Genomic DNA, 18183 nt, shown 5'->3' on the forward strand with positions numbered 1-18183 from the left:
AAGACTATTAGTGGGAAGGACGTTATTGCTTGACCGGTATCTGATATCCAGTCCTTATTAGTATCGAAACCAGAGAATGACAATCATGATTCGAGAACACAGATACACCACTACCCAGGACTTGACCCCCACCGGCGTGGATTCCCCCCGAGGCGGGAACAACGAAAGAAAGCCGAAAAGCCTATTGGGTTGAGCGCGATCAAAGCGATCCCTTCTACCTGTATTTGCCTAATAAGGCCGGCGAATTGAAGGCTCAGCGGATGGATGTAGGAAGGGATGCAACTGATTTAGCGGTGGAGTGGGCCGCCTTCGGTAAACTGGCCCAAGCATTCAAGAAACACGACCACATTCTTTCTTCCGCGGACTGCCATCTGGTTTTCATTCGCCACTACATCGAAGGAACTGCTTCTTCTCCAGTGATCCGCTCCTCGCGGGTTGATGTGGCAGATCCGCAGCTATGGGCTTTCGGGCTGTCGGATCGGGCGCAGGGCCAAGTCCGGCGCCACGCAGAGTTTATCCAGGCCCTGCATTACTGTGTAATCCAACCTTTCCGGCGCGCACGCGGAGCGGCCTCCGTTGCCTCTAATGGAATGCCCACCGTTCTTGACTCGCTTGAAAACTATCGGGATTCGGCATCGGATATTTTCTGGCGCGCGATCACCCGCTCCTATGAAGATTTTCTTTCTCAAGTGACAACCGCTGAGCGGCGTCCTGAAGAAATCCGTGCGGCTCGCGGCGGGGCTGCGCAGGTTGCTCTCAAAGCTTTTGAAGAAGCGATTTCCCCCTATCGGGGGCAAGATCCGGCGCTCTTCGCGGCAGTTTATTCGAATGTTGCTCGGCATATTCGGGCTGTTACCAAACAATTTGATGTTCCCACGGCTCATGAGGAGAAATAACATGACGCAACCAGATGTCCCGGAGCAGCAGTCTTGGAAGGCGTTGCTGCTTGAAGTTTCAAAATGGGCTAAAGAGAAAAAGAATAATCCTAGATCTCGTGCTGCGTGCGCTGTGATTCGGCAAGGGGCAACGCCGTTCACTCAAGTGCGTGCTTATCCCTATGTCCTACCCGCGGTGCCAGAAGATGCACGCCCCGAGCAGCGTAATGCCTTGCTGCGGGTGGCAGCCTTGGCCGCGGAATATGATCGCGTGCCTCATTCCAGTGAGGGTAAGCGTCGCAACAGTTTGGGGCGGTGGGCATATCGCGTGGCAACCGCTGAAGGTAAAAACGGGCGTTCACAATCCGTGTCACCAGATAATCCAGGAATGATTGCCGCGCGCCTAGCGTACCTACATACCCAAGATATGGAAGAAGCAGCTCGATCCATCAAACGAATTTTTGATGTGGCATCAACGATTCCGGGTCCGGTTCCTCCTGTCAATTATTTCGATATTGCCGATACGTTGATGCGCTGGGGTAATGGACTGTCGCCAGAATCCCAACACGTGCGAATGCGAGTAATCGAGGAATTCTATTCCGCACCCCAACTCAAGGTTTCGGATCAATCTGAGACCGTTTCTGCCGAAGCTCCTGAAAACTAAAACAATAACCGAGAGGACCAATCATGTACCGTCACCTAACCCTCCATTTCCTTACTCCCATTAGCTACTCCAATCTCAATCGGGATGATTCGGGAACACCGAAGCGACTCATGGAAGGCGGCGTTCTCCGCGCCATGCATTCCTCGCAGGCCATCAAGCGTGGCGCACGCGTTGCCTACGAAACTGCCAGCCTTGACGTTTCGGTGCGCTCTGGCAAGCTCGAAGAGGTTATTCGCGACGCCGCACTCAAGCTTTCCCCCGATCTAGATCCGAAGAAAACCTTGACAAAGGCTCGTGCCCTCGTCGGTCAATTCACCAAGAAGCAGGCGAAAGCGGATGCCGATGATGGCGCGGGAGCCGCTGAAGCGGATCGTTCGATCTGGCTGAGTGGAGAAGAAATCCAGGTTGCAGCACAGGTTGTGGCTGGTGAAGTCGATCCTGATACCGACTTCGTGCTCAACGGATGTACAGGTTCCCTAGCCATCGCCGCTTTCGGACGTATGTTTGCGGCGAAACCTGAGAAGGGTACAGAAGCCGCGCTGAGTGTATCTCCTGCCGTGACCACCCACGCCGCCACTATTGGCACCGATTATTTCTCCACCGTTGATGATATTCGTGAGCAAAACAAGTTCACCGGGGAAGAATCCCGCAGCGGAGCCACCTACCTTGGAGTAAGTCAATTTACCAGCGGTATTTTCTACCGCACGGTGACGATTGATCGGGAACAACTCCAGGCGAGCTGGACCGCTTTTGGTAAACCAGAGGCAGAGGAAAACCTACGTCAGATGATTACCGCTCTCATTTACGGCCAGCCGCGCGGTAAAGAACATTCGACGGCTCCCTACACGCAGCCGGTCGTTGCCCTTGCCGAAGAACAGCGCTACCGCTGCGCCTACAGTTTTGAAACTCCGGTGCAACCAGATAGTTCCCGTGGCGGTTTCCTCGAACCCTCCGTGCGAGCCCTAGGAGAGCAATTCCATGCTGCCCGGCGCTTCGATCCCGATAACTTCGGGGACGCATTGGCTCTTACAGGAACGTTCCCGCAGCTGGAAGAGCTGTTTGGGGTGGAACCCACCTCAAAGAACGGCCTGGTTGACACGGTCGTGGCGTGGATCTTGGGTGGCCAGAATGAGTAACCCAACATTCCTGCGGCTAGCGGGCCCCGTGCAATCCTGGGCGGGGCCGTGAGTGACGGGGAACGTGGTCAACTCGGAGCTCCGGCCTACGAGGTCCGGTCTCCTTGGTCTCCTCGCGGGTGCTTTAGGCGCTCCGCGTGAAGAATGGCCAGAGTGGTTAGAGGGCGCTGATTTTACAGTACGGGTTGATCGCCCCGGTCGCCTCATCAGTGAATTCCAGACCATTAATCCCCGCGCTACCAAAAGCGGTCTCCGCAATGACGAACGTGAGTTCCGAACGCGCCAGTTGTGGATCCGGAAACAAAGCGACTCGGATAAGAATCTCGCTTTCACCCCGGATCAGCAAAACTCTAACGCGATCATCCGCCGCACCTACCTGGCCGGAGCTGAGTTCCTTGTGAGGGTAACGTGCCCGAATCACCAGGAAGAGGTCGACGCCGCGCTGCGCAGCCCTGCCTTCGTTACCTACCTGGGGAAGAAAGCCTTTGCGCCGTCGTTCCCGTTCTATCTGGGACGCGGCGAGGATGACATGCTCAACCGGATCCCGGTGTGTGACCCGTCTTTCGAGAAACCGAAAAAACAGGTCTGGACGTATTCGCGCGCCCCGTACACCGCGGACAGCGGGCCCGGAGCTCTCCCAGGAACGTCGAGCATGGTTGACGTGGTGAGCAATCGAGGCGAGTGGATGAACCGAGTGTCCGCGCTTCTGGACCGCTAGCGCCAGGTCATAGCCGACGCCCCGGAAAGCTCACCCATATGAGTGGTCTTTCCGGGGCGTTCTGCGCGAATCTGTGCACCAGGCCGTAGCACCTAACAGCGGCCTAAAAGCTCAGCGTTTACTTCGCAGCCTTCTCAATAAGCGGCGTCAGCTTGTCCAAGGCCCACAGCTGCGCGGCCGGGGTACCCAGGGAGAACGCATTGGACAGGTCGCCATCCACCACGAAAGCGTGGCCGGCCGCAACTGCCGGGACCTTCTGCCAGGTGGCGTCTTCGGTGATCTGCGCGGTATCAATGAAAATCGGGAACGCGGCAATCAGATCCGCGTCAATCGCATCAAGCTGCTCGGCGGAGAGCTGCACAGCAAAACCGCCATCGGCCGGAGCCAGCTCCTGAACCTTCGGATTCTGCACAAAGCCCAGCTTCGTCATGAACTCCAGGCGAGTATCACCCTTCAGGTAGGCGCCCCAGCCCTCGGAGGTCTTCGTCGCCACCGTCACCGACTTACCCTTCCAATCGGGGTGCGCGGCCGTAACCTCAGCGAACTTCTTTTCCACCGCATCCAGCTGCGCCGCGGCGGCCTTCGGCTTACCCAGCGCCGCACCAATCATGGTGACCTGGTCCTTCGTGGAGGTCAGCCAATTATCCGCGCCCTCCGGCAGCGAGACCGTCGTCGCAATCTGGGAAAGCTTATCGTGGCGTTCCTTATCACCCGAAGTCTTGACGTCGAGAATAAGATCCGGCTTGAGCGCCGCGATCTTCTCGTAGGACAGCTCCATCGTGCCCAGGATTTCCGGGGCCTTCTCATAGGATTCGCTCACCCACGGGCCAACGCCATTACCACCGAAAGCCAGCCAGTCGGCCGCGCCCACCGGCTGCACGCCCAGCGAGAGCGCCACTTCGGCATCGCCCCAGCCCAGAGCGACCACGCGCTGCGGGGCTTCCTTGACGGTAACGGGCCCGAACTTCGTGTCAATCGTCGCGGGGAACACGGCCTCGGTTGCGGCGCTCCCGTCCGCTGCGGAGCTTGCCGCTGCGGAGGAGGAGGCAGGGGACGCCGAGGAATTGGCAGAATCATTACTCTTCTGAGAACCGCATCCGGCAAAAGCCAGGCAAGCCACCAGGACGGTGCCTGCCCACGCGGTCAGGGACTTCTTCATAACTTCCTTTCGTGGATGCCGCACTCGCGGCCGGACGCACCTGCGGCTGCGGTGGTCGTGTGGTTGTCACTGAAACCACAGATGCCCTATTAGGATACGCTGGCGTTGTTTAATTGGGGTAGCCTGTTCTCGTTATGAACAGCACCGTCCACCACCGTTTTTCGGTACGACGCCGCGCCTGCCCCGCTTCCGCGCATTCCGAGGATCACCGGAACCCGGACCGGACCCCCGCGGCCCCCGGCCGCACCATCGCGCGCCGGCGCACCGCGGCTCTTATCGCCGGAGTGATCGCTGTTCTTGTACTGGCCATTCTCTCCATCTGCATCGGCGCCCGCCCCATCTCCCCGGGAACACTGTTTACTATTCTTTCCGGCGCAGACCGCGATTCCATGGACGCGCAAGCAGTGCTTACTTTGCGCCCGCCGCGCACCATCGCAGCTATTGCCATCGGTGCAGCTCTCGGGGTTGCCGGCGCGCTCATCCAGGCGATTTCCCGCAATCCTCTGGCCGAACCTGGGATCCTCGGGGTTTCGGCCGGTGCCGGTTTCGCGGTGACTCTCGCTATCGCGGTGGCGGGTATTAGCCGGCCGAGTATCTACATGTGGTGGGCGGTTGCCGGTGCACTCTTGGCCACCGCGGCGGTCCTCCTCATCGGCTCGCACCGCAGCGGTCGCGCGGATCCGGTTCGCCTGATCCTGGCCGGGGTGGCGCTTTCTGCCGTGCTCAACGGCATCGTGGGTGTGCTACGCCTGGCTGATCCGCGTACTTTCAACGAAATCCTCGTCTGGACGGCGGGCACGCTGGAAAACCGCACCTGGGAGGTGATCCTGCCGGTCCTCCCGCTTCTCGCTCTCGGGCTCATCGTGGCCGCCGCACTCACCCCGGCTCTCAATATCATTGCTCTCGGTGACGACGCCGCTCGCGCACTCGGTGCTCATGTCACGGTGATCCGCCTGACCGGAGTGGCGGCCATGACGGTACTCACCGGGGGTGCGGTTGCTATCGCCGGCCCTATTTCCTTCATCGGTCTCATGGCCCCGCACGCTATCCGCTCCTTTGCCGGGGCGGATCAACGCTGGATTGTGGGACTGTCCGCGCTCTGGGCCCCGGCCCTCCTTCTCGCCGCGGACATCCTCGCTCGCATTATTCTCCCGACCGGGGAACTTCCCGTGTCGGTCATGTGCGCCTTCCTGGGTGCCCCGGTCCTCATCTACCTCGTGCGCCGGCGAAAGGCTTTCACGCTATGAGTTTTTCGCACCAACCTGCTGCTTTAAAGTCCCCTTCTCGCCACGTTGCACTACGACGCCGCCGCCGTTCCCGCCTGGTTACGGCCGCGGTGAGCTTCGCTTTGGCTTTCGGGTGCGTGGGGGCTCTCCTCCTCGGGGATCTGCCCCTGAGCCTGGGCGAGGTGGCGGCCTGCTTCACCCCGGATTCGATACGCGCGGTTGCCGCGGGTGACGGTGACTTCGCGGCCCAGGTGGTTCTGACCTGGCGCCTGCCACGGATCCTCGCCGCGGTGGCCTTCGGGGCAGCGCTCGGGCTTTCGGGTGCGCTCTTCCAAATTCTTACCCGTAACCCGCTCGGCTCGCCGGATATTATCGGATTCAATGCCGGTGCCTATACCGGCGTTATTCTCACCCGGACTTTCCTGGTGGGTGGAGCTGTTGCGGTGAGTATGGGGGCGCTGGCAGGTGGCGTCGTCGTCGGAATAATTATTTACGCGCTGGCCTACCGCAACGGCGTGTCTGGGTTCCGTCTCATTATTGTGGGAATCGGTATGACGGCGATGCTTAGCGCGGCGAATACCTGGCTGTTGTTGCGGGCCTCGGATGAGGTGGCGCTCAGCCTCGCGGTGTGGGGCGCTGGAACGCTCGGGCAGGCATCGTGGGCGAAGATCGGGCCCGCGTTGGTTTTCTTGGTGTTTTTGCTTCCGTTAGTGGCGTGTTGCGTGCGGCCGTTGCGGCAGCTGGAATTAGGCGACGACGCCGCAGCTGCACACGGTTTGCCGGTCGAGAGGGCGCGCCGGGGGATCCTCGCGGTTGGTATCGCTTTGACCTGTGTGGTGACGGCGGCAGCCGGACCTATTGCTTTTGTGGCTCTGGCTGCTCCGCAGGTGGGGCGGATGGCGGCGGGGCGACGCGGAATTTCGCTGGTGCATAGCGCGCTAGCAGGTGCCTCGATTTTGTTCCTGGCCGATCTTTTCGCCCAATATGCGCTGGCTCGGCCGGTTCCGGTGGGTGCGATTACCACGGTGGTCGGTGGCCTTTATGTGCTGGTTGTGGTGATGTCGCAACGGAAGGGACGATGAATATGCGTGGCGACAGCGGTGGCGTGAACGTGGGTGCGGCTGGCTCGGCCGGTGCGGCGCGTTTGCGCGGTGTTGATCTGAGCCTGGGCTATGGGGATGTCGCCGTGGCGCGGGAGCTGAATGTGGAGATCCCGGATGGCTCGTTCACGGTGATCGTGGGGGCGAACGGGTGCGGGAAGTCCACGCTGCTACGCGGTTTGGCACGGTTACTTTCGCCCGCGCGCGGCCGGGTGCTGCTGGATGGGCGAGATATCGCGGCGATGGGCTCGCGGGATTTCGCGCGGGAACTTGCGTTGTTGCCGCAGTCTCCGCATGTTCCGGAGGGTATTACGGTTGCCGAGCTGGTGGCTCGGGGGCGTTACCCGCACCAGGGTTTGTTTGCGCGGCCTTCGGCACGTGATGAGGAGGCGGTTGCTCGGGCTTTGGCGGCTACGGGTACCGCGCATTTTGCTGATGCGCTGCTGGGGGAGCTCTCGGGTGGGGAGCGCCAGCGGGTGTGGGTGGCGATGGTTCTGGCTCAAGATACACCGATTATTTTTTTGGATGAGCCGACGACGTATCTGGATATCGCTTACCAGATTGAGCTTTTGGACTTGTGTGCTCGACTGAATCGGGAGGGCCGCACTCTGGTGGCGGTTCTGCATGATTTGAATCAGGCGGCGCGTTACGCCACTCATATCATCGCGATGAAGCATGGGCGTATTGCTTTTTCGGGTTCGGCTATCGAGGTTTTCACTCCGGAAAACATTGCGGAAATCTACGGGATAACTGCGGTAGTTATCCCGGATCCGGTGACGGGCACCCCGATGGTCGTGCCGGTTTCGGCAGGTATTTAGGCCGCGGGCCGGGGCCCGAAGATGGCGCTGCCCACACGTACCTGGGTGGAGCCTTCGGCCACGGCGATGCCCATGTCGTGGGTCATTCCCATGGAGAGTTCCCGTACGCTGGGGTGCTCGCGCTGGAGCTTATCCCGCAGTTCACGCACAAGCGCGAAGGAGTGGGCGATCTCCCGTTCATCAGTGGTATTGGCTCCGATGGTCATGAGGCCATCTACTCGCAGGTGGGGGAGTTCGGCGATCTGCCCTACCAGTTCTTCTACCTGGTGGGGTTCCACTCCGTACTGGCTGGCTGCTCCGGAGGAGTTGACCTGGACGTAAATGGAGAAGGGGCCGTGGGCGTTGCCTTCTTCGCGCAAGCGGCCTTGGAGCCGGTTGAGGCGCTGGGCAAGTTTCAGACTGTCCACAGTTTCGATGCAATCGGCCAGTTCGAGGGCGCGCCCGGCTTTATTCGATTGCACGTGGCCGATGACATGGGTCCAGTGGGGTGGGTTTCCAGCGCTGGCCGGGGCGATGCCGCTGCCTTCCCAAGCGCTGGCGTCGTGGATGAGGCGTGCCGATGGGCCTGCACCCGTGCTGGGAGTTGCGAGCTGGGTTTCTACGTCCTGGAGTTGTTGGATGAAGTTTTGGCCCATAAGGCGGGATCCGGCGGCAAGCGCAGCGTGAATGGCGGTGATGGACTGGTGTTTCACCACGATTTGGAGCCGAGCGGTGCCCAGCGGTATGCCGGCAGCTTCTTCCGCTCCACGCAGGGCGTCACGCACCAGGTTGATGCGCCCGGGGATCTCCTCCGCGGTCGGGACTATGCTGGACAATTCGGCGAGGTGAGCAAGCCTGCCCTGCTCCGTATGTGTCATGGTTTGTATCAACTCCACAGGTATCGGGTATCCGCCGCTGTTTATGGTAGATCTCTGCACCGCGAACTGGGGAAATGGTCTCAGAATTGCTGGCATGGTTTCAGAACTGATGGCATGGTTTCAGAACTGGTGACATGGTTTCAGAACTGGTGCCGCGTTTTCCGAATCGGCGTATATTTCATCACCGGGGTAGTGGTGGCGGGTGCAGCGGGCTCATAGTTCTCCCACGCTAATAATGTCGAGGATAGCGTGCCCGGCTTCATCGCTTGCCTCGAGGTCCACAACTGCCCAGAATCCCCACGAGTTGTCACCTGCGCCGTCGTCAAAAACTTGACGCACCAACCAAGCACGCAGACGCCCGGTGGCGGAGGTGAGGTTGTCCATGACGCTATCCACGTGGGCTGCCGGAACTCCGGCGGTGATGAAATCGGCGCGGTCGGGGTGTTCGAGCACGGTGACGAGTTGGGCGGAGCGTGCTGCGGCACCGGTGCCGATCTCCTGGTAGGAATCGAAATAAGCATCGGTGGCATCCATCCAGGCATCGCCATCCCAGACCGGGCCGCCCACCCAGAGCGGGATGCCTTCCCCGCGGGCCACGCCGGCCCCATCATCGAGTGCCGCTCTATCAAGCCAGTCGAGGTTTTCGTGTGCTACGGCTTCCACGAAACGGAAGAGCGCATTGCGGATGGAGACGCGCAGTGCGTGCGGGCTGCGCGAGAGCGTGACCTTTCCATCTTCATCAGCACCGAAGGCGCGTTCGCGAGCTCCGCCGGTGCTGCTGTCAAGATTGGTGATGTCTGCGGTGGTAATGCGGCCATCACGCAGGGCTTCCCATTCGTCGAGCAGGCTGGAATCCACCGAGCGTACCAGGCTGCCCAGCCAGGCGGTCATATCCTCAAGATCTTGGGTGCGGGCCTCCAGCGGCACCGTTTGGCGCAGCGCCTTGTAGGTATCTGTGAGGTAGCGCAGCAACGTGCCTTCGGAACGGGCCAGGTCATAGCGGGAAATAAATTCCGAGAAGGTGATCGCGTTTTCGATCATTTCCCGCACGATGGATTTGGGGGAGAGCTGGAAGTCATCCACCCAGGGATTGGTTTGCCGGTATATCTGGAGTGCCGCACCGAGTTCTTCCGCGAGCGGTTGGGGCCAGGTGATTTTATCGGCTTCGGCCATGCGTTCGTCATAGCCGATGCCAGCGGCTTTCATTCGGCCGATTGCGCGCCCGCGCGCTGCGCGTTCCTGCGCGTAGAGGACCTGCATGGGGTTATCCTGGACCGCTTCGATCACCGAGATGACATCGAGGGCGTACTCCGGGCTATCCGGATCAAGGATATCCAGCGCGGCCAGGGCAAAAGGTGCCAGCGGTTGGTTCAAGGAGAAGTCATCAGGAACTTCGCGTGCGTATTCGATGGGGGAGTGGCCCGGGTGCTCCGCTAGCCACTGCGGAGTACGGTGCAGGATAACGCCCGCCCGCTCGAGAGACATGTAAATGCGGGTGGCTTGCCGGATGAGTTGGTTGGAAGCCGTGCGCGGTTCGTGATTATCCGTGAGTAACTTGGTTACGGCCGCGACATTATCCCCCGGCCGCTGGAACAAATTGAGCATGAGCGAGTGGGATACCCGCATGTGGGACGTAAGGGTTTCCGGAGCTGCGCCTTTGAGATACTCAAAAGTCTTTTCCGACCACAGTACTGTATTTTCCGGCGGCTTCTTCTTTTGAATGCGACGCTGTTTGACCGGATCATCCCCGGCGCGGGCCACCAGCCGCGCATTTTCAATTTCAAATTCGGGTGCCTGCACAATAACATCACCCTTCGTATCGAATCCGGCCCGCCCGGCCCGGCCTGCGATCTGGTGAAATTCACGTGCACTCAGGTGGCGATTGCGTTGGCCATCAAATTTAGCCAGCCCGGTCATGACAACGGTGCGAATAGGAACGTTAATACCCACCCCGAGGGTATCCGTACCGGAGATGACCGGCAGTAACCCGGCCTGTGCCAGCTTTTCCACGAGGCGCCGGTAGCGGGGGAGCAGACCCGCGTGGTGCACCCCGATTCCCGAACGCAGTAGTTTGGAGAGAATTTTCCCGAAACCGGGCCCGAAGGAAAAATCCCCGAGGGCTTCGTGGATGCGGTTTTTCTGTTCCTTAGAAACGAGAGCGTGGGTGAGGAGAGCTTGCGCCTGTGCTACTGCCTCCCGCTGCGAAAAATGCACCACATAGACGGGCGCCCGATGCGTGGAGGTGAGTTCCAGGAGGAGTTCACCGAGTGGCTGGTAGGAATAAGAGAAAGAGAGCGGCACCGGCCGTTCCGCGTTACTCATGAGTTCGACGGCGCGCCCGGTGCGCTTCTCAAGATCTTCTGCCAGCCAGGTGGTATCCCCCAGGGTGGCGGAGAGGAGCACCTGCTGGGTACGGGTGAGTTCCAGGAGGGGAACCTGCCAGGCCCAACCGCGTTGCGGATCCGAGTAATAGTGGAATTCATCTTGGACCAGCACGCCTATATCCGCCGCGGCGCCCTCCCGCAAGCTCAGATTCGCCACGATTTCCGCGGTGGCACACACTACCGGAGCCCCGGGGTTAATGGTGGAATCCCCGGTTACCATCCCCACGTTATCCGCACCGAAAACATTGATGAGTTCAAAAAATTTTTCCGATACCAGGGCCTTGAGCGGCGCGGTGTAATACGCGGTTTTCCCGCGCGCGAGACCGCAGAAAATAGCGGTGAGCGCGATGAGTGACTTACCCGACCCGGTGGGTGTGGAGACGATCATATGCGCATCATCAATAGCGGCGAGCAGCGCTTCTTCCTGATGGGGGTAGAGCGGCCGGCCGGTGCCATCAGCCCACTGGGTGAAAGCCTCATAAAGGGCATCATCAGGCGGGTTGAGCCCATACTTATCCTCCAGAAGGTCCAGGGCAACATTGAGTTGCGGACGAGGGCGCAGCGCCGCGGCCCCGGGCTGATCTGACTGCTGTGAACTCATGACTTAAGGGTGCCACACTCCTACGACATAAAAATTGGTCGGAACTGCTGCGGGGCGCAGTGCGGATCCTTGAACCAGCGGGTGAGCGGACCCTTAACCTGTGGCTTAGCGGACCCTTAACCTGTGAGTTAAGGGTTGGGCGCAGGCCCTTAATCAATGGTTACGGGGCGCGTAAATTGGGTGGGAGCCGGTTTGTACGACGGCGCAAAGCGCGGCATCTCGCGCTTATCGGGTGGTGGGGGATGTGGTGTGAGGGAGGAAACAGCCTGAGAGAGGGTTCTTAACTTGCACTGGGCGGTGGCCCTGGGTAAAGTATCTATTCGTCGCCGCGGGCGGCAAACATAAAAGAATAACGAGCACCGCTAGCTCAATTGGCAGAGCAACTGACTCTTAATCAGTGGGTTCTGGGTTCGAGTCCCAGGCGGTGTACAGTAGCCCCGCAGTTCCAAGCTGCGGGGTTTTTCGCGTCATCATGGCGAAAACGCGCGTATGCACAGCGTACGTCGTTGCTTGTTTTTACGCCACCACCTCCACGGAATACACCCACTGAAACCCCCGGCACCTACGCGCAGGGCGAAATCGCGCTCCGCTTTCACGACTATCTAAGCGACACGTGTCGCGTTATTCTTGGTAGTGAACGGTGCGAATCGCGCGAGAGGAATGCGCGGCTACCAGTTACGGAGTGATGATGAGCGATTGTCCTTATTTCCATATCTCTAAGACTGGGCTCATCGCCCTCGGGGGCGGAGTGTGGTGCCTGGCTGGAGTAAATGTTGCCCGAATTGGAGTGGAGAGCTTCGCGGGATCGGCCTTGGGTGCGCCGTGGATCTGCCTGCTTCCCCCGCTCGTTTTCGCCGCCTTCGGGGCGATGTTCACCAAGGTTGCCGAGAAGCATATTCGGCGCATTCGCTCCCATCCGCGCCCGGCACGGCCTTTCTGGCATTTCTTCGATGTGCGTTCCTACCTCCTCATGGCCGTCATGATGGGCGGAGGCATAGCTGTGCGGGCCAGCGGGCTGCTGCCCAACTCCTTCATCGCCTTCTTCTACACCGGATTGGGGGCCGCGCTTGCCGGAGCCGGTCTCCTTTTCTTTGTGATTCTTCTCCGGGATTCCCATATTTCCTAACTTGAGCGTAAGTGACTCAACAACTATTGAGCCTAGAGTGAACAATAGCTACTGAGTGGAACAAAGATAAGTCCGTGGGGGTTGGGATTGATGTCAGGGCGATAGGCCCGGGCGCCGAAAGGCGCGCGGCGTCGTCGTTCATAGAAGTGAAAGAAGGATTGACCATGGCATACGATATTGATCGCACGATGTCCACAGCAATGGACCGTTTCCTCAGCCCCTTTGATGGCTTTTTTGCCGTTCCTACTCGGATGGTCAACGGGCGGCGTTCCGATCTGGAGAATCTCGCGCTAGAGTACCGTTCGCAACTCAAGCAAACCGAGGATGGCTATGAAGTCCTCTTCGATGTTCCGGGCTTTACCGCGGATGATATTGACCTGAACGTTTACCCGGATCACATCACCCTCAAGGCTGCGCAGGAAGAAGAAATTGAGGGCGGCACCCGCACTCGTTCCGTTTCTCGCACCCTGGGCTTCGATCAGGCTGTGGATACCACCACGGTAGATGCACATCTCAACGATGGGGTTCTCACCGTTTCGGTGAAGACCACCGCGGGTTCGCAGGGGCGTAAGGTCCAGATTGGTTCGGGCAAGGCTACCGCCGCATCGCCTGCTGCGCAGAAGTCAGAAGAAAAGCCGGCCGGCTCTGCAGCATAAATCTGCAGCATAAAAATGTGCAGGGAATGGTACCCAAGCGTGGTACATGCTGGCACTAAATAAGCATCCAGGTCACTGGCGCGGATGTGAGAAAGGCAGTCTGCGGGATACTACCAATCCCGGGGCTGCCTTTCATTTTCCCGAACTATCGCGCCCTAATCGTTGCTTACGGTATTCCAAAGGCGCCACCCCGTGCCGTTCCATAAAAGCGCGATTGAGTGCGCGGGTGCTGGGAAATCCCACCCGCTGGGCGATATCTTCCAAGGTGGGAACCTGCTCCTCCATGAGCAAGTAGTAGGCATCCTCGACCCGTAATCGCGTGAGGTACTGTTTGAAAGTCATCCCGGTACTGAGCCGGAAAAGCCGGCTGAAATGCTCGCGCGAATAACCGTGCGTTTCCGCCACGCTCGCAGCGGTCAGCGGTTCCCGGTGGCGCCGCTCGATGTCGCTGATAATAGCAAGAATCGTGGTGTCGGTAGCACGCCGAATTCCGCGCGGCCGGCACTTGACCACGAAATTCTGGTAAAGCAGAAAGAGGATATCGAAGAGAATCGCGTTGATGCCGAAAACCCGTTCGGGTCCCAGCAGATGCGTTGTGTCAATCATGCGCAGGCACAAGTCAATGAGTGCTTGCCGATCCGCATCGCGAGCTCGCGCAGAATCCACGGCCAGCACATAAAGATCAGCTTTCTTATAAATGCGTTCAATGCGGCTGCTGTCATAGGTGATGGAGAGAATAAGAGGAGTCTTGCCGTCTCGAGATTCTGTAATAAATGAATGGGGAGTGTAGGGACTGATAATGCAGAGCTTTCCCGGATACAGTGCCTCGACCCGCGAGTCGATAGTTACACTGCCACCACCCTGGACAACATAATTAACCTCGACTCCGGAATGCCAGTGGGTCGGGACAACTTCCGGATGGCGGTGCACCAGCACAAGGGCTGGGTATTCGGCGGGCATGGAACCCACCTCACAAAAAGCACGATTGAGGATGGGTTCCTTCGGGTCGTGTATACGGTTATCCATCATGCTTAACTCCTCGCGGATTCGTCTCTCATAGTAACTAACCGTTGTGGAATCTCATCCGGGGTGAGGTGGTATCTATAGCGATTCGATACTGCCTCTATTTTCGTGGTTTCCCCTATTCTTCGTGAAAAAAGGCAGACCGCCGCAACTATGTCACGTTTGGGCATAGGGTGTGCCACATTTCAGCACTATCAACCGAAGATTTTTGCCTAGGCTCAGTCACGCGAGAAGTAAGTGTCCGCCAACGGTCACATTTTATCCGGGTGCTTGGATCACGGTGCTTGGATCACCCTGTGACTGCTATTAGCGACGGTTCACAATGATCGAGTGCGACGGTCACTGATGCTCGCTCACAACAGCATCTCCTTCGAATGGGAGAAGGAGACGGTTGATAGGGAGGAAGGTGCGCAATGACGCGTAATAAAAAACGGTCCGGCGGGCCCGCGATATCGGCGAAATCTGCACAATCGCCAGCCCCGCTCGATCCGGTTATTAAACGCCGCATTATTATCGTTTGCCTAGCCGCTGCTGTCGGCGGTTTTCTTTTCGGGTACGACACGTCAGTCATTAACGGTGCGGTTGATTCCATTGCCGGTTCCAGAACCGGGTGGGATCTCAGTGCCTTCATGAGCGGGATCTCGGTTTCCTGTGCTCTGTTCGGATGCGTGATTGGCGCGTGGTTTACCAGCCACATTGCTGATCGGCTGGGCCGCGTTCCCACAATTTTCATCGCGGCAATCCTCTTCGTGGTGTGCTCGATCTTCTCCGCGATCGCGCCAACCGTGTGGATTTTCATTATTTTCCGTTTCGTCGGTGGTCTCGGTGTTGGCCTCGCCTCAGTGATTGGTCCGGCGTACATTGCTGAAGTAGCTCCGGCGCAGATGCGCGGGTTCCTTGGCTCTTTCCAGCAAATGGCCATCGCTTTCGGTATCCTCGCCGCCGTTGTGGTGAACGCGAGCTACGCGAGCGCTTCTGGCGGTGCCGATGAAACCTTCTGGTTCGGGATGCCCACCTGGCGCATCATGCTTCTCAGCATGATCGTCCCCGCGCTCATCATGCTCATTGTTTCCCTCAAGCTCCCCGAATCCCCGCGATTCCTCGTGATGAAGGGGCGCGATAAGGAAGCCGGCGCAATTTTGCAGCGCCTCACCGGGGAAAAGGATCCGGAAGGCAAAGTCAAGGAAATTCGCGCTACCCTCTCCGGGGAGAAAGCCGCGAAGCTTTCGGACCTGCGTGGCAAGACGTTCGGGCTGCGTAAAGTGGTCTGGATTGCTATGGCGGTCGCTGCCCTCCAGCAGCTCTCCGGTGTCAATATCATCCTCTACTACGATTCCTCGCTATGGAAGTCGGTCGGTTTCAGCGAACAGCTCGCCCTCAATATTTCGGTGTACCGGACCATCGGCGCGATTATCGCGACCATCCTCGCGATGTTCATCGTGGACAAGGTGGGGCGGCGCTTCCTGCTCATCACCGGTTCGAGTGTGATGACTATCTTCTTGGGAATCGCTGCTCTCGGTTTCTACCAGGCTGATGTTGATGGTGCGTCCATCACCCTGCCGGGAATGTGGGGACCGATCACCCTTGTTTCCGTGTACATCTTCTACCTGGCCTTCTGCTTCACGTGGGGCCCGGTCATGTGGATCGTCCTCGGGGAGATTTTCCCGAATAATATTCGCGCCCTCGGGGTGGCGGTGGCAAGCGCCGTCAACTGGATCGCGAACTTCCTGGTCTCTACCACTTTCCCGCCGTTGAAGGACGCGATTGGAACAGGCAACGTTTATCTGCTCTACGCCGTATTCGCTGCCGTGAGCTTGATTTTCGTGATGAAGGCTCTTCCGGAAACCGCCGGTGTTGAACTCGAAGATATGCCGGCCGAGTAGTGAGGACAACACATGCATGCTGACACCCCCGAGAACATTGCGCGGGCCAGAACGTGGACGCCGATTGATGAGGATCTAGCTGGCGTCACCGCTCAGATCCGGCAACGTGCCATCGAGGTACGGAAATCTTTCGTGCTAGATGTGGATATCGTGCGGTGCGAACGCTGGCATACCCCGGAAACGGTGGATGTTATCGCGGATATTCCCTATCTCCCCGATGGGGAAAACAACCCCTTCCACCGCTTGGATCTCTACCTTCCGCACGATGCGTACCTGCGCGGAGGCAAAGCGCTTCCCGTGTACATCGATATTCACGGCGGCGGTTTTGTTTACGGCTTGAAGGAGTTGAACAAGAATTTCGGTGTGCATCTTGCAGCTCAGGGCTGTGCGGTATTCTCGCTGAGCTACCGGCTCTCCCCGGCTGCCGATTTCCTCGACCAACTCCACGATGTCCTCGCGGGCTGCGCCTGGATTGCGCGGCATCTCGATGATTATCCGGTGGATCCGCAGTCGGTAATTATCACGGGGGATTCCGCGGGCGCGACCTTGGGAATGTACGCGGTGGCAGCTTTGTGTAACCCTGAGGTTTTTGCCGCGCTGGACGTTCCTGTTGCTGCGCTGGACGCGCCGGGCAGTGCGCCGGTGCCATCCGCTCTGGGTGAGGATCGGCTATCGGTTGCGGGGATGGCTTTTGTGTCCGGTCTGTTCGACCTCTCGGATCTGGTGCCTTTCGTGTCCGATCGCTGCGGTTATGGGAACGACGACGCCGCACTTCCCACTCTCGCCTATCTGACGGAGATGGGTGGCTTCATCGACCGCGCGGTGGATGTGCTCGGCGAGGACCTGCTCTGCGCCGCAAAGCTCGTGGAGCGCTGCGAGTTCCCCCCGGCCTATCTCGTCACGAGTTCCGATGATTTTATCGAATTCGAGACGCTGCTTTTTGCCGGCTATCTCTCGCGCAAGGGAATTCCGGTGGAATGCCATTCCTATCGACCGCCGCGCGGGGTGACTCTGGGCCACGTCTTCCCGGTGGGGCAGGTGTGGCTGGAGGAAAGCCGCGAGGTACTCGAGGATCTGCAGCGTTTCGCTCTTGAGTGCAGGTAGTGCGCGGGAGTGCGGATATGATTCGCGCGTGCTGACGAAAAGCTGAGAGAAAAGCGGGGCCATCTCGATAGAGAAAGGCCCCGCTTTTATGCGCTTGTGATACGCCTGTAAGCGCGTGAAGTTTACTTAGGCGCGCACTCGCTCTTTTGCCCGCGTGCCATGAGCTCGGCTTCCGGCGAGCCTTCCCGCACGTAGGTGGCCCCGGCATTCGGGGTAGCTTCATCGGCCAGGGTGATGGTTTTGCCGTCCTCAGCGAAGTGCGCCACCGAGGTGCCAATTTCCTTCCCGTCGATGTCCTTCCAGGTCACAATGTTATTTGCCGGTTCGAACGTACCGGTCATCACCTGGGATTCCCCGCCGCTGCAATCCAGCACTTTGGAGATCAGCTCACGCCCGTCCACGCTCACCACGTACATGGACGCACCTGCCTGCCGCATAAAATTCCCGGCCTCGGTGGTTTCACCGGCATCGCATCCGCCCAGCAGGAGCGCTCCCGCTCCCGCCGCGCAGAGCGCCGCCGTGCTCGCCGCCACCTTACGCACCATTTCGCGCATCTCACGCCTCGCTTCCCGTTCTCGCACCTGTTGTTCGTTTCTTCTGTCCATACTTTAGCCGCGGTACGACGCCGCCGCCCGGCCCGCCCACGCGCTTCCGTGCCGCGGCTTACGTTCGCGCGCCGGCCGCGCCGGCCGTGCCGGTCGCACCGCCCCGCTCCGGTGTTGCTAGTGCACCGTCCGCGATTTAGGTTTCCGGTTATGGGGTGGGGGTTTGTTCTAAGACTGTTCTCGCGCGTGCTATTTTCTCCAGGAGGCTATCCACGTCAGCTACCCACGTGAATGGTGTGGCGGTAAGG

16 protein-coding genes and 1 tRNA gene are annotated in these 18183 nt (G+C 59.2%); 12 read left to right on the top strand and 5 right to left on the bottom strand.

Annotated elements, in window-relative coordinates; genetic code table 11:
* Positions 1-260 precede the first annotated feature (260 nt).
* The 4 genes from DDD64_RS07880 to cas5e all read left to right on the top strand — a co-directional run bounded on the left by DDD64_RS07880 (position 261) and on the right by cas5e (position 3393).
* A complete protein-coding gene (locus tag DDD64_RS07880; protein ID WP_126135824.1) occupies positions 261-896 on the top strand; it encodes a hypothetical protein in 636 nt (211 codons plus the stop codon).
* A gap of 1 nt (position 897) precedes the next feature.
* Positions 898-1539 (top strand): type I-E CRISPR-associated protein Cse2/CasB, encoded by a 642-nt coding sequence (gene casB / locus DDD64_RS07885; protein ID WP_164545971.1) that lies wholly within the window; start codon positions 898-900, stop codon positions 1537-1539.
* Positions 1540-1562: 23 nt separating this feature from the next.
* Positions 1563-2675 (top strand): type I-E CRISPR-associated protein Cas7/Cse4/CasC, encoded by a 1113-nt coding sequence (locus DDD64_RS07890; RefSeq protein WP_126135826.1) that lies wholly within the window; start codon positions 1563-1565, stop codon positions 2673-2675.
* 64 nt (positions 2676-2739) lie between these two features.
* Positions 2740-3393: a type I-E CRISPR-associated protein Cas5/CasD gene (gene cas5e, locus DDD64_RS07895; RefSeq protein WP_241227651.1), complete on the top strand. Its 654-nt coding sequence runs from the start codon at positions 2740-2742 to the stop codon at positions 3391-3393.
* Positions 3394-3511: 118 nt separating this feature from the next.
* Here cas5e and DDD64_RS07900 read toward each other — a convergent pair whose 3' ends face one another.
* Entirely contained in the window at positions 3512-4552 is a 1041-nt protein-coding gene (locus DDD64_RS07900; protein ID WP_126135828.1) for an iron-siderophore ABC transporter substrate-binding protein, read from the bottom strand.
* 134 nt (positions 4553-4686) lie between these two features.
* Between DDD64_RS07900 and DDD64_RS07905 the strand changes: the two genes are divergently transcribed.
* From DDD64_RS07905 to DDD64_RS07915, 3 genes are read left to right on the top strand one after another with little or no spacing between them, the layout of a single operon-like run.
* Positions 4687-5799: a FecCD family ABC transporter permease gene (locus DDD64_RS07905; RefSeq protein ID WP_241227646.1), complete on the top strand. Its 1113-nt coding sequence runs from the start codon at positions 4687-4689 to the stop codon at positions 5797-5799.
* Positions 5796-6860 (top strand): FecCD family ABC transporter permease, encoded by a 1065-nt coding sequence (locus tag DDD64_RS07910; RefSeq protein ID WP_126135829.1) that lies wholly within the window; start codon positions 5796-5798, stop codon positions 6858-6860. Before DDD64_RS07905 ends, DDD64_RS07910 begins: the two co-directional genes overlap by 4 nt.
* Positions 6857-7696 (top strand): ABC transporter ATP-binding protein, encoded by an 840-nt coding sequence (locus DDD64_RS07915; protein ID WP_241227648.1) that lies wholly within the window; start codon positions 6857-6859, stop codon positions 7694-7696. The genes DDD64_RS07910 and DDD64_RS07915 overlap by 4 nt, the downstream gene beginning before the upstream one ends.
* Here the strand turns inward: DDD64_RS07915 and DDD64_RS07920 are convergent.
* Both DDD64_RS07920 and DDD64_RS07925 read right to left on the bottom strand, forming a co-directional pair.
* The gene (locus tag DDD64_RS07920; protein ID WP_126135830.1) at positions 7693-8553 is read right to left on the bottom strand and encodes a YggS family pyridoxal phosphate-dependent enzyme; all 861 of its coding nucleotides are present in this window, start codon (positions 8551-8553) and stop codon (positions 7693-7695) included. The genes DDD64_RS07915 and DDD64_RS07920 overlap by 4 nt on opposite strands.
* 213 nt (positions 8554-8766) lie before the next feature.
* Positions 8767-11538, bottom strand: a complete 2772-nt coding sequence (locus DDD64_RS07925; RefSeq protein WP_126135831.1) for a DEAD/DEAH box helicase — start codon at positions 11536-11538, stop codon at positions 8767-8769.
* Between the two features lie 356 nt (positions 11539-11894).
* Here DDD64_RS07925 and DDD64_RS07930 point away from each other — a divergent pair.
* The 3 genes from DDD64_RS07930 (at position 11895) to DDD64_RS07940 (ending at position 13320) form a co-directional block, all read left to right on the top strand.
* A tRNA-Lys gene (locus tag DDD64_RS07930) sits at positions 11895-11967 on the top strand.
* 259 nt (positions 11968-12226) lie between these two features.
* Positions 12227-12664, top strand: coding sequence for a hypothetical protein (locus DDD64_RS07935; RefSeq protein WP_126135832.1), 438 nt, complete (start codon positions 12227-12229; stop codon positions 12662-12664).
* A 164-nt stretch (positions 12665-12828) separates the two neighbouring features.
* Positions 12829-13320, top strand: a complete 492-nt coding sequence (locus DDD64_RS07940; protein ID WP_126135833.1) for an Hsp20/alpha crystallin family protein — start codon at positions 12829-12831, stop codon at positions 13318-13320.
* Between the two features lie 132 nt (positions 13321-13452).
* Here DDD64_RS07940 and DDD64_RS07945 read toward each other — a convergent pair whose 3' ends face one another.
* Complete coding sequence (locus DDD64_RS07945; RefSeq protein ID WP_126135834.1) at positions 13453-14349, bottom strand: AraC family transcriptional regulator; 897 nt, start codon at positions 14347-14349, stop codon at positions 13453-13455.
* A gap of 407 nt (positions 14350-14756) precedes the next feature.
* Between DDD64_RS07945 and DDD64_RS07950 the strand changes: the two genes are divergently transcribed.
* Both DDD64_RS07950 and DDD64_RS07955 read left to right on the top strand, forming a co-directional pair.
* Complete coding sequence (locus DDD64_RS07950; protein WP_126135835.1) at positions 14757-16226, top strand: sugar porter family MFS transporter; 1470 nt, start codon at positions 14757-14759, stop codon at positions 16224-16226.
* A gap of 12 nt (positions 16227-16238) precedes the next feature.
* Positions 16239-17330, top strand: coding sequence for an alpha/beta hydrolase (locus tag DDD64_RS07955; protein ID WP_126135836.1), 1092 nt, complete (start codon positions 16239-16241; stop codon positions 17328-17330).
* 122 nt (positions 17331-17452) lie between these two features.
* Here the strand turns inward: DDD64_RS07955 and DDD64_RS07960 are convergent, their stop codons facing one another.
* Complete coding sequence (locus tag DDD64_RS07960; protein ID WP_126135837.1) at positions 17453-17884, bottom strand: hypothetical protein; 432 nt, start codon at positions 17882-17884, stop codon at positions 17453-17455.
* Positions 17885-18183: the final 299 nt, after the last annotated feature.

The organism is Actinotignum sanguinis (assembly GCF_003957255.1).
Classification (GTDB): domain Bacteria; phylum Actinomycetota; class Actinomycetes; order Actinomycetales; family Actinomycetaceae; genus Actinotignum; species Actinotignum sanguinis.

What these genes read in the sequence shown, in the direction of transcription:
- DDD64_RS07960 (WP_126135837.1), bottom strand. Translation starts at nt 17,884, where the DNA reads ATGCGCGAAATGGTGCGTAAGGTGGCGGCGAGCACGGCGGCGCTCTGC.
- DDD64_RS07915 (WP_241227648.1), top strand. Translation starts at nt 6,857, where the DNA reads ATGAATATGCGTGGCGACAGCGGTGGCGTGAACGTGGGTGCGGCTGGC.
- DDD64_RS07950 (WP_126135835.1), top strand. Translation starts at nt 14,757, where the DNA reads ATGACGCGTAATAAAAAACGGTCCGGCGGGCCCGCGATATCGGCGAAA.
- casB (WP_164545971.1), top strand. Translation starts at nt 898, where the DNA reads ATGACGCAACCAGATGTCCCGGAGCAGCAGTCTTGGAAGGCGTTGCTG.
- DDD64_RS07935 (WP_126135832.1), top strand. Translation starts at nt 12,227, where the DNA reads ATGAGCGATTGTCCTTATTTCCATATCTCTAAGACTGGGCTCATCGCC.
- DDD64_RS07880 (WP_126135824.1), top strand. Translation starts at nt 261, where the DNA reads ATGGATGTAGGAAGGGATGCAACTGATTTAGCGGTGGAGTGGGCCGCC.
- DDD64_RS07900 (WP_126135828.1), bottom strand. Translation starts at nt 4,552, where the DNA reads ATGAAGAAGTCCCTGACCGCGTGGGCAGGCACCGTCCTGGTGGCTTGC.
- DDD64_RS07955 (WP_126135836.1), top strand. Translation starts at nt 16,239, where the DNA reads ATGCATGCTGACACCCCCGAGAACATTGCGCGGGCCAGAACGTGGACG.
- DDD64_RS07890 (WP_126135826.1), top strand. Translation starts at nt 1,563, where the DNA reads ATGTACCGTCACCTAACCCTCCATTTCCTTACTCCCATTAGCTACTCC.
- DDD64_RS07925 (WP_126135831.1), bottom strand. Translation starts at nt 11,538, where the DNA reads ATGAGTTCACAGCAGTCAGATCAGCCCGGGGCCGCGGCGCTGCGCCCT.
- DDD64_RS07910 (WP_126135829.1), top strand. Translation starts at nt 5,796, where the DNA reads ATGAGTTTTTCGCACCAACCTGCTGCTTTAAAGTCCCCTTCTCGCCAC.
- DDD64_RS07905 (WP_241227646.1), top strand. Translation starts at nt 4,687, where the DNA reads ATGAACAGCACCGTCCACCACCGTTTTTCGGTACGACGCCGCGCCTGC.
- DDD64_RS07945 (WP_126135834.1), bottom strand. Translation starts at nt 14,349, where the DNA reads ATGATGGATAACCGTATACACGACCCGAAGGAACCCATCCTCAATCGT.
- DDD64_RS07940 (WP_126135833.1), top strand. Translation starts at nt 12,829, where the DNA reads ATGGCATACGATATTGATCGCACGATGTCCACAGCAATGGACCGTTTC.
- DDD64_RS07920 (WP_126135830.1), bottom strand. Translation starts at nt 8,553, where the DNA reads ATGACACATACGGAGCAGGGCAGGCTTGCTCACCTCGCCGAATTGTCC.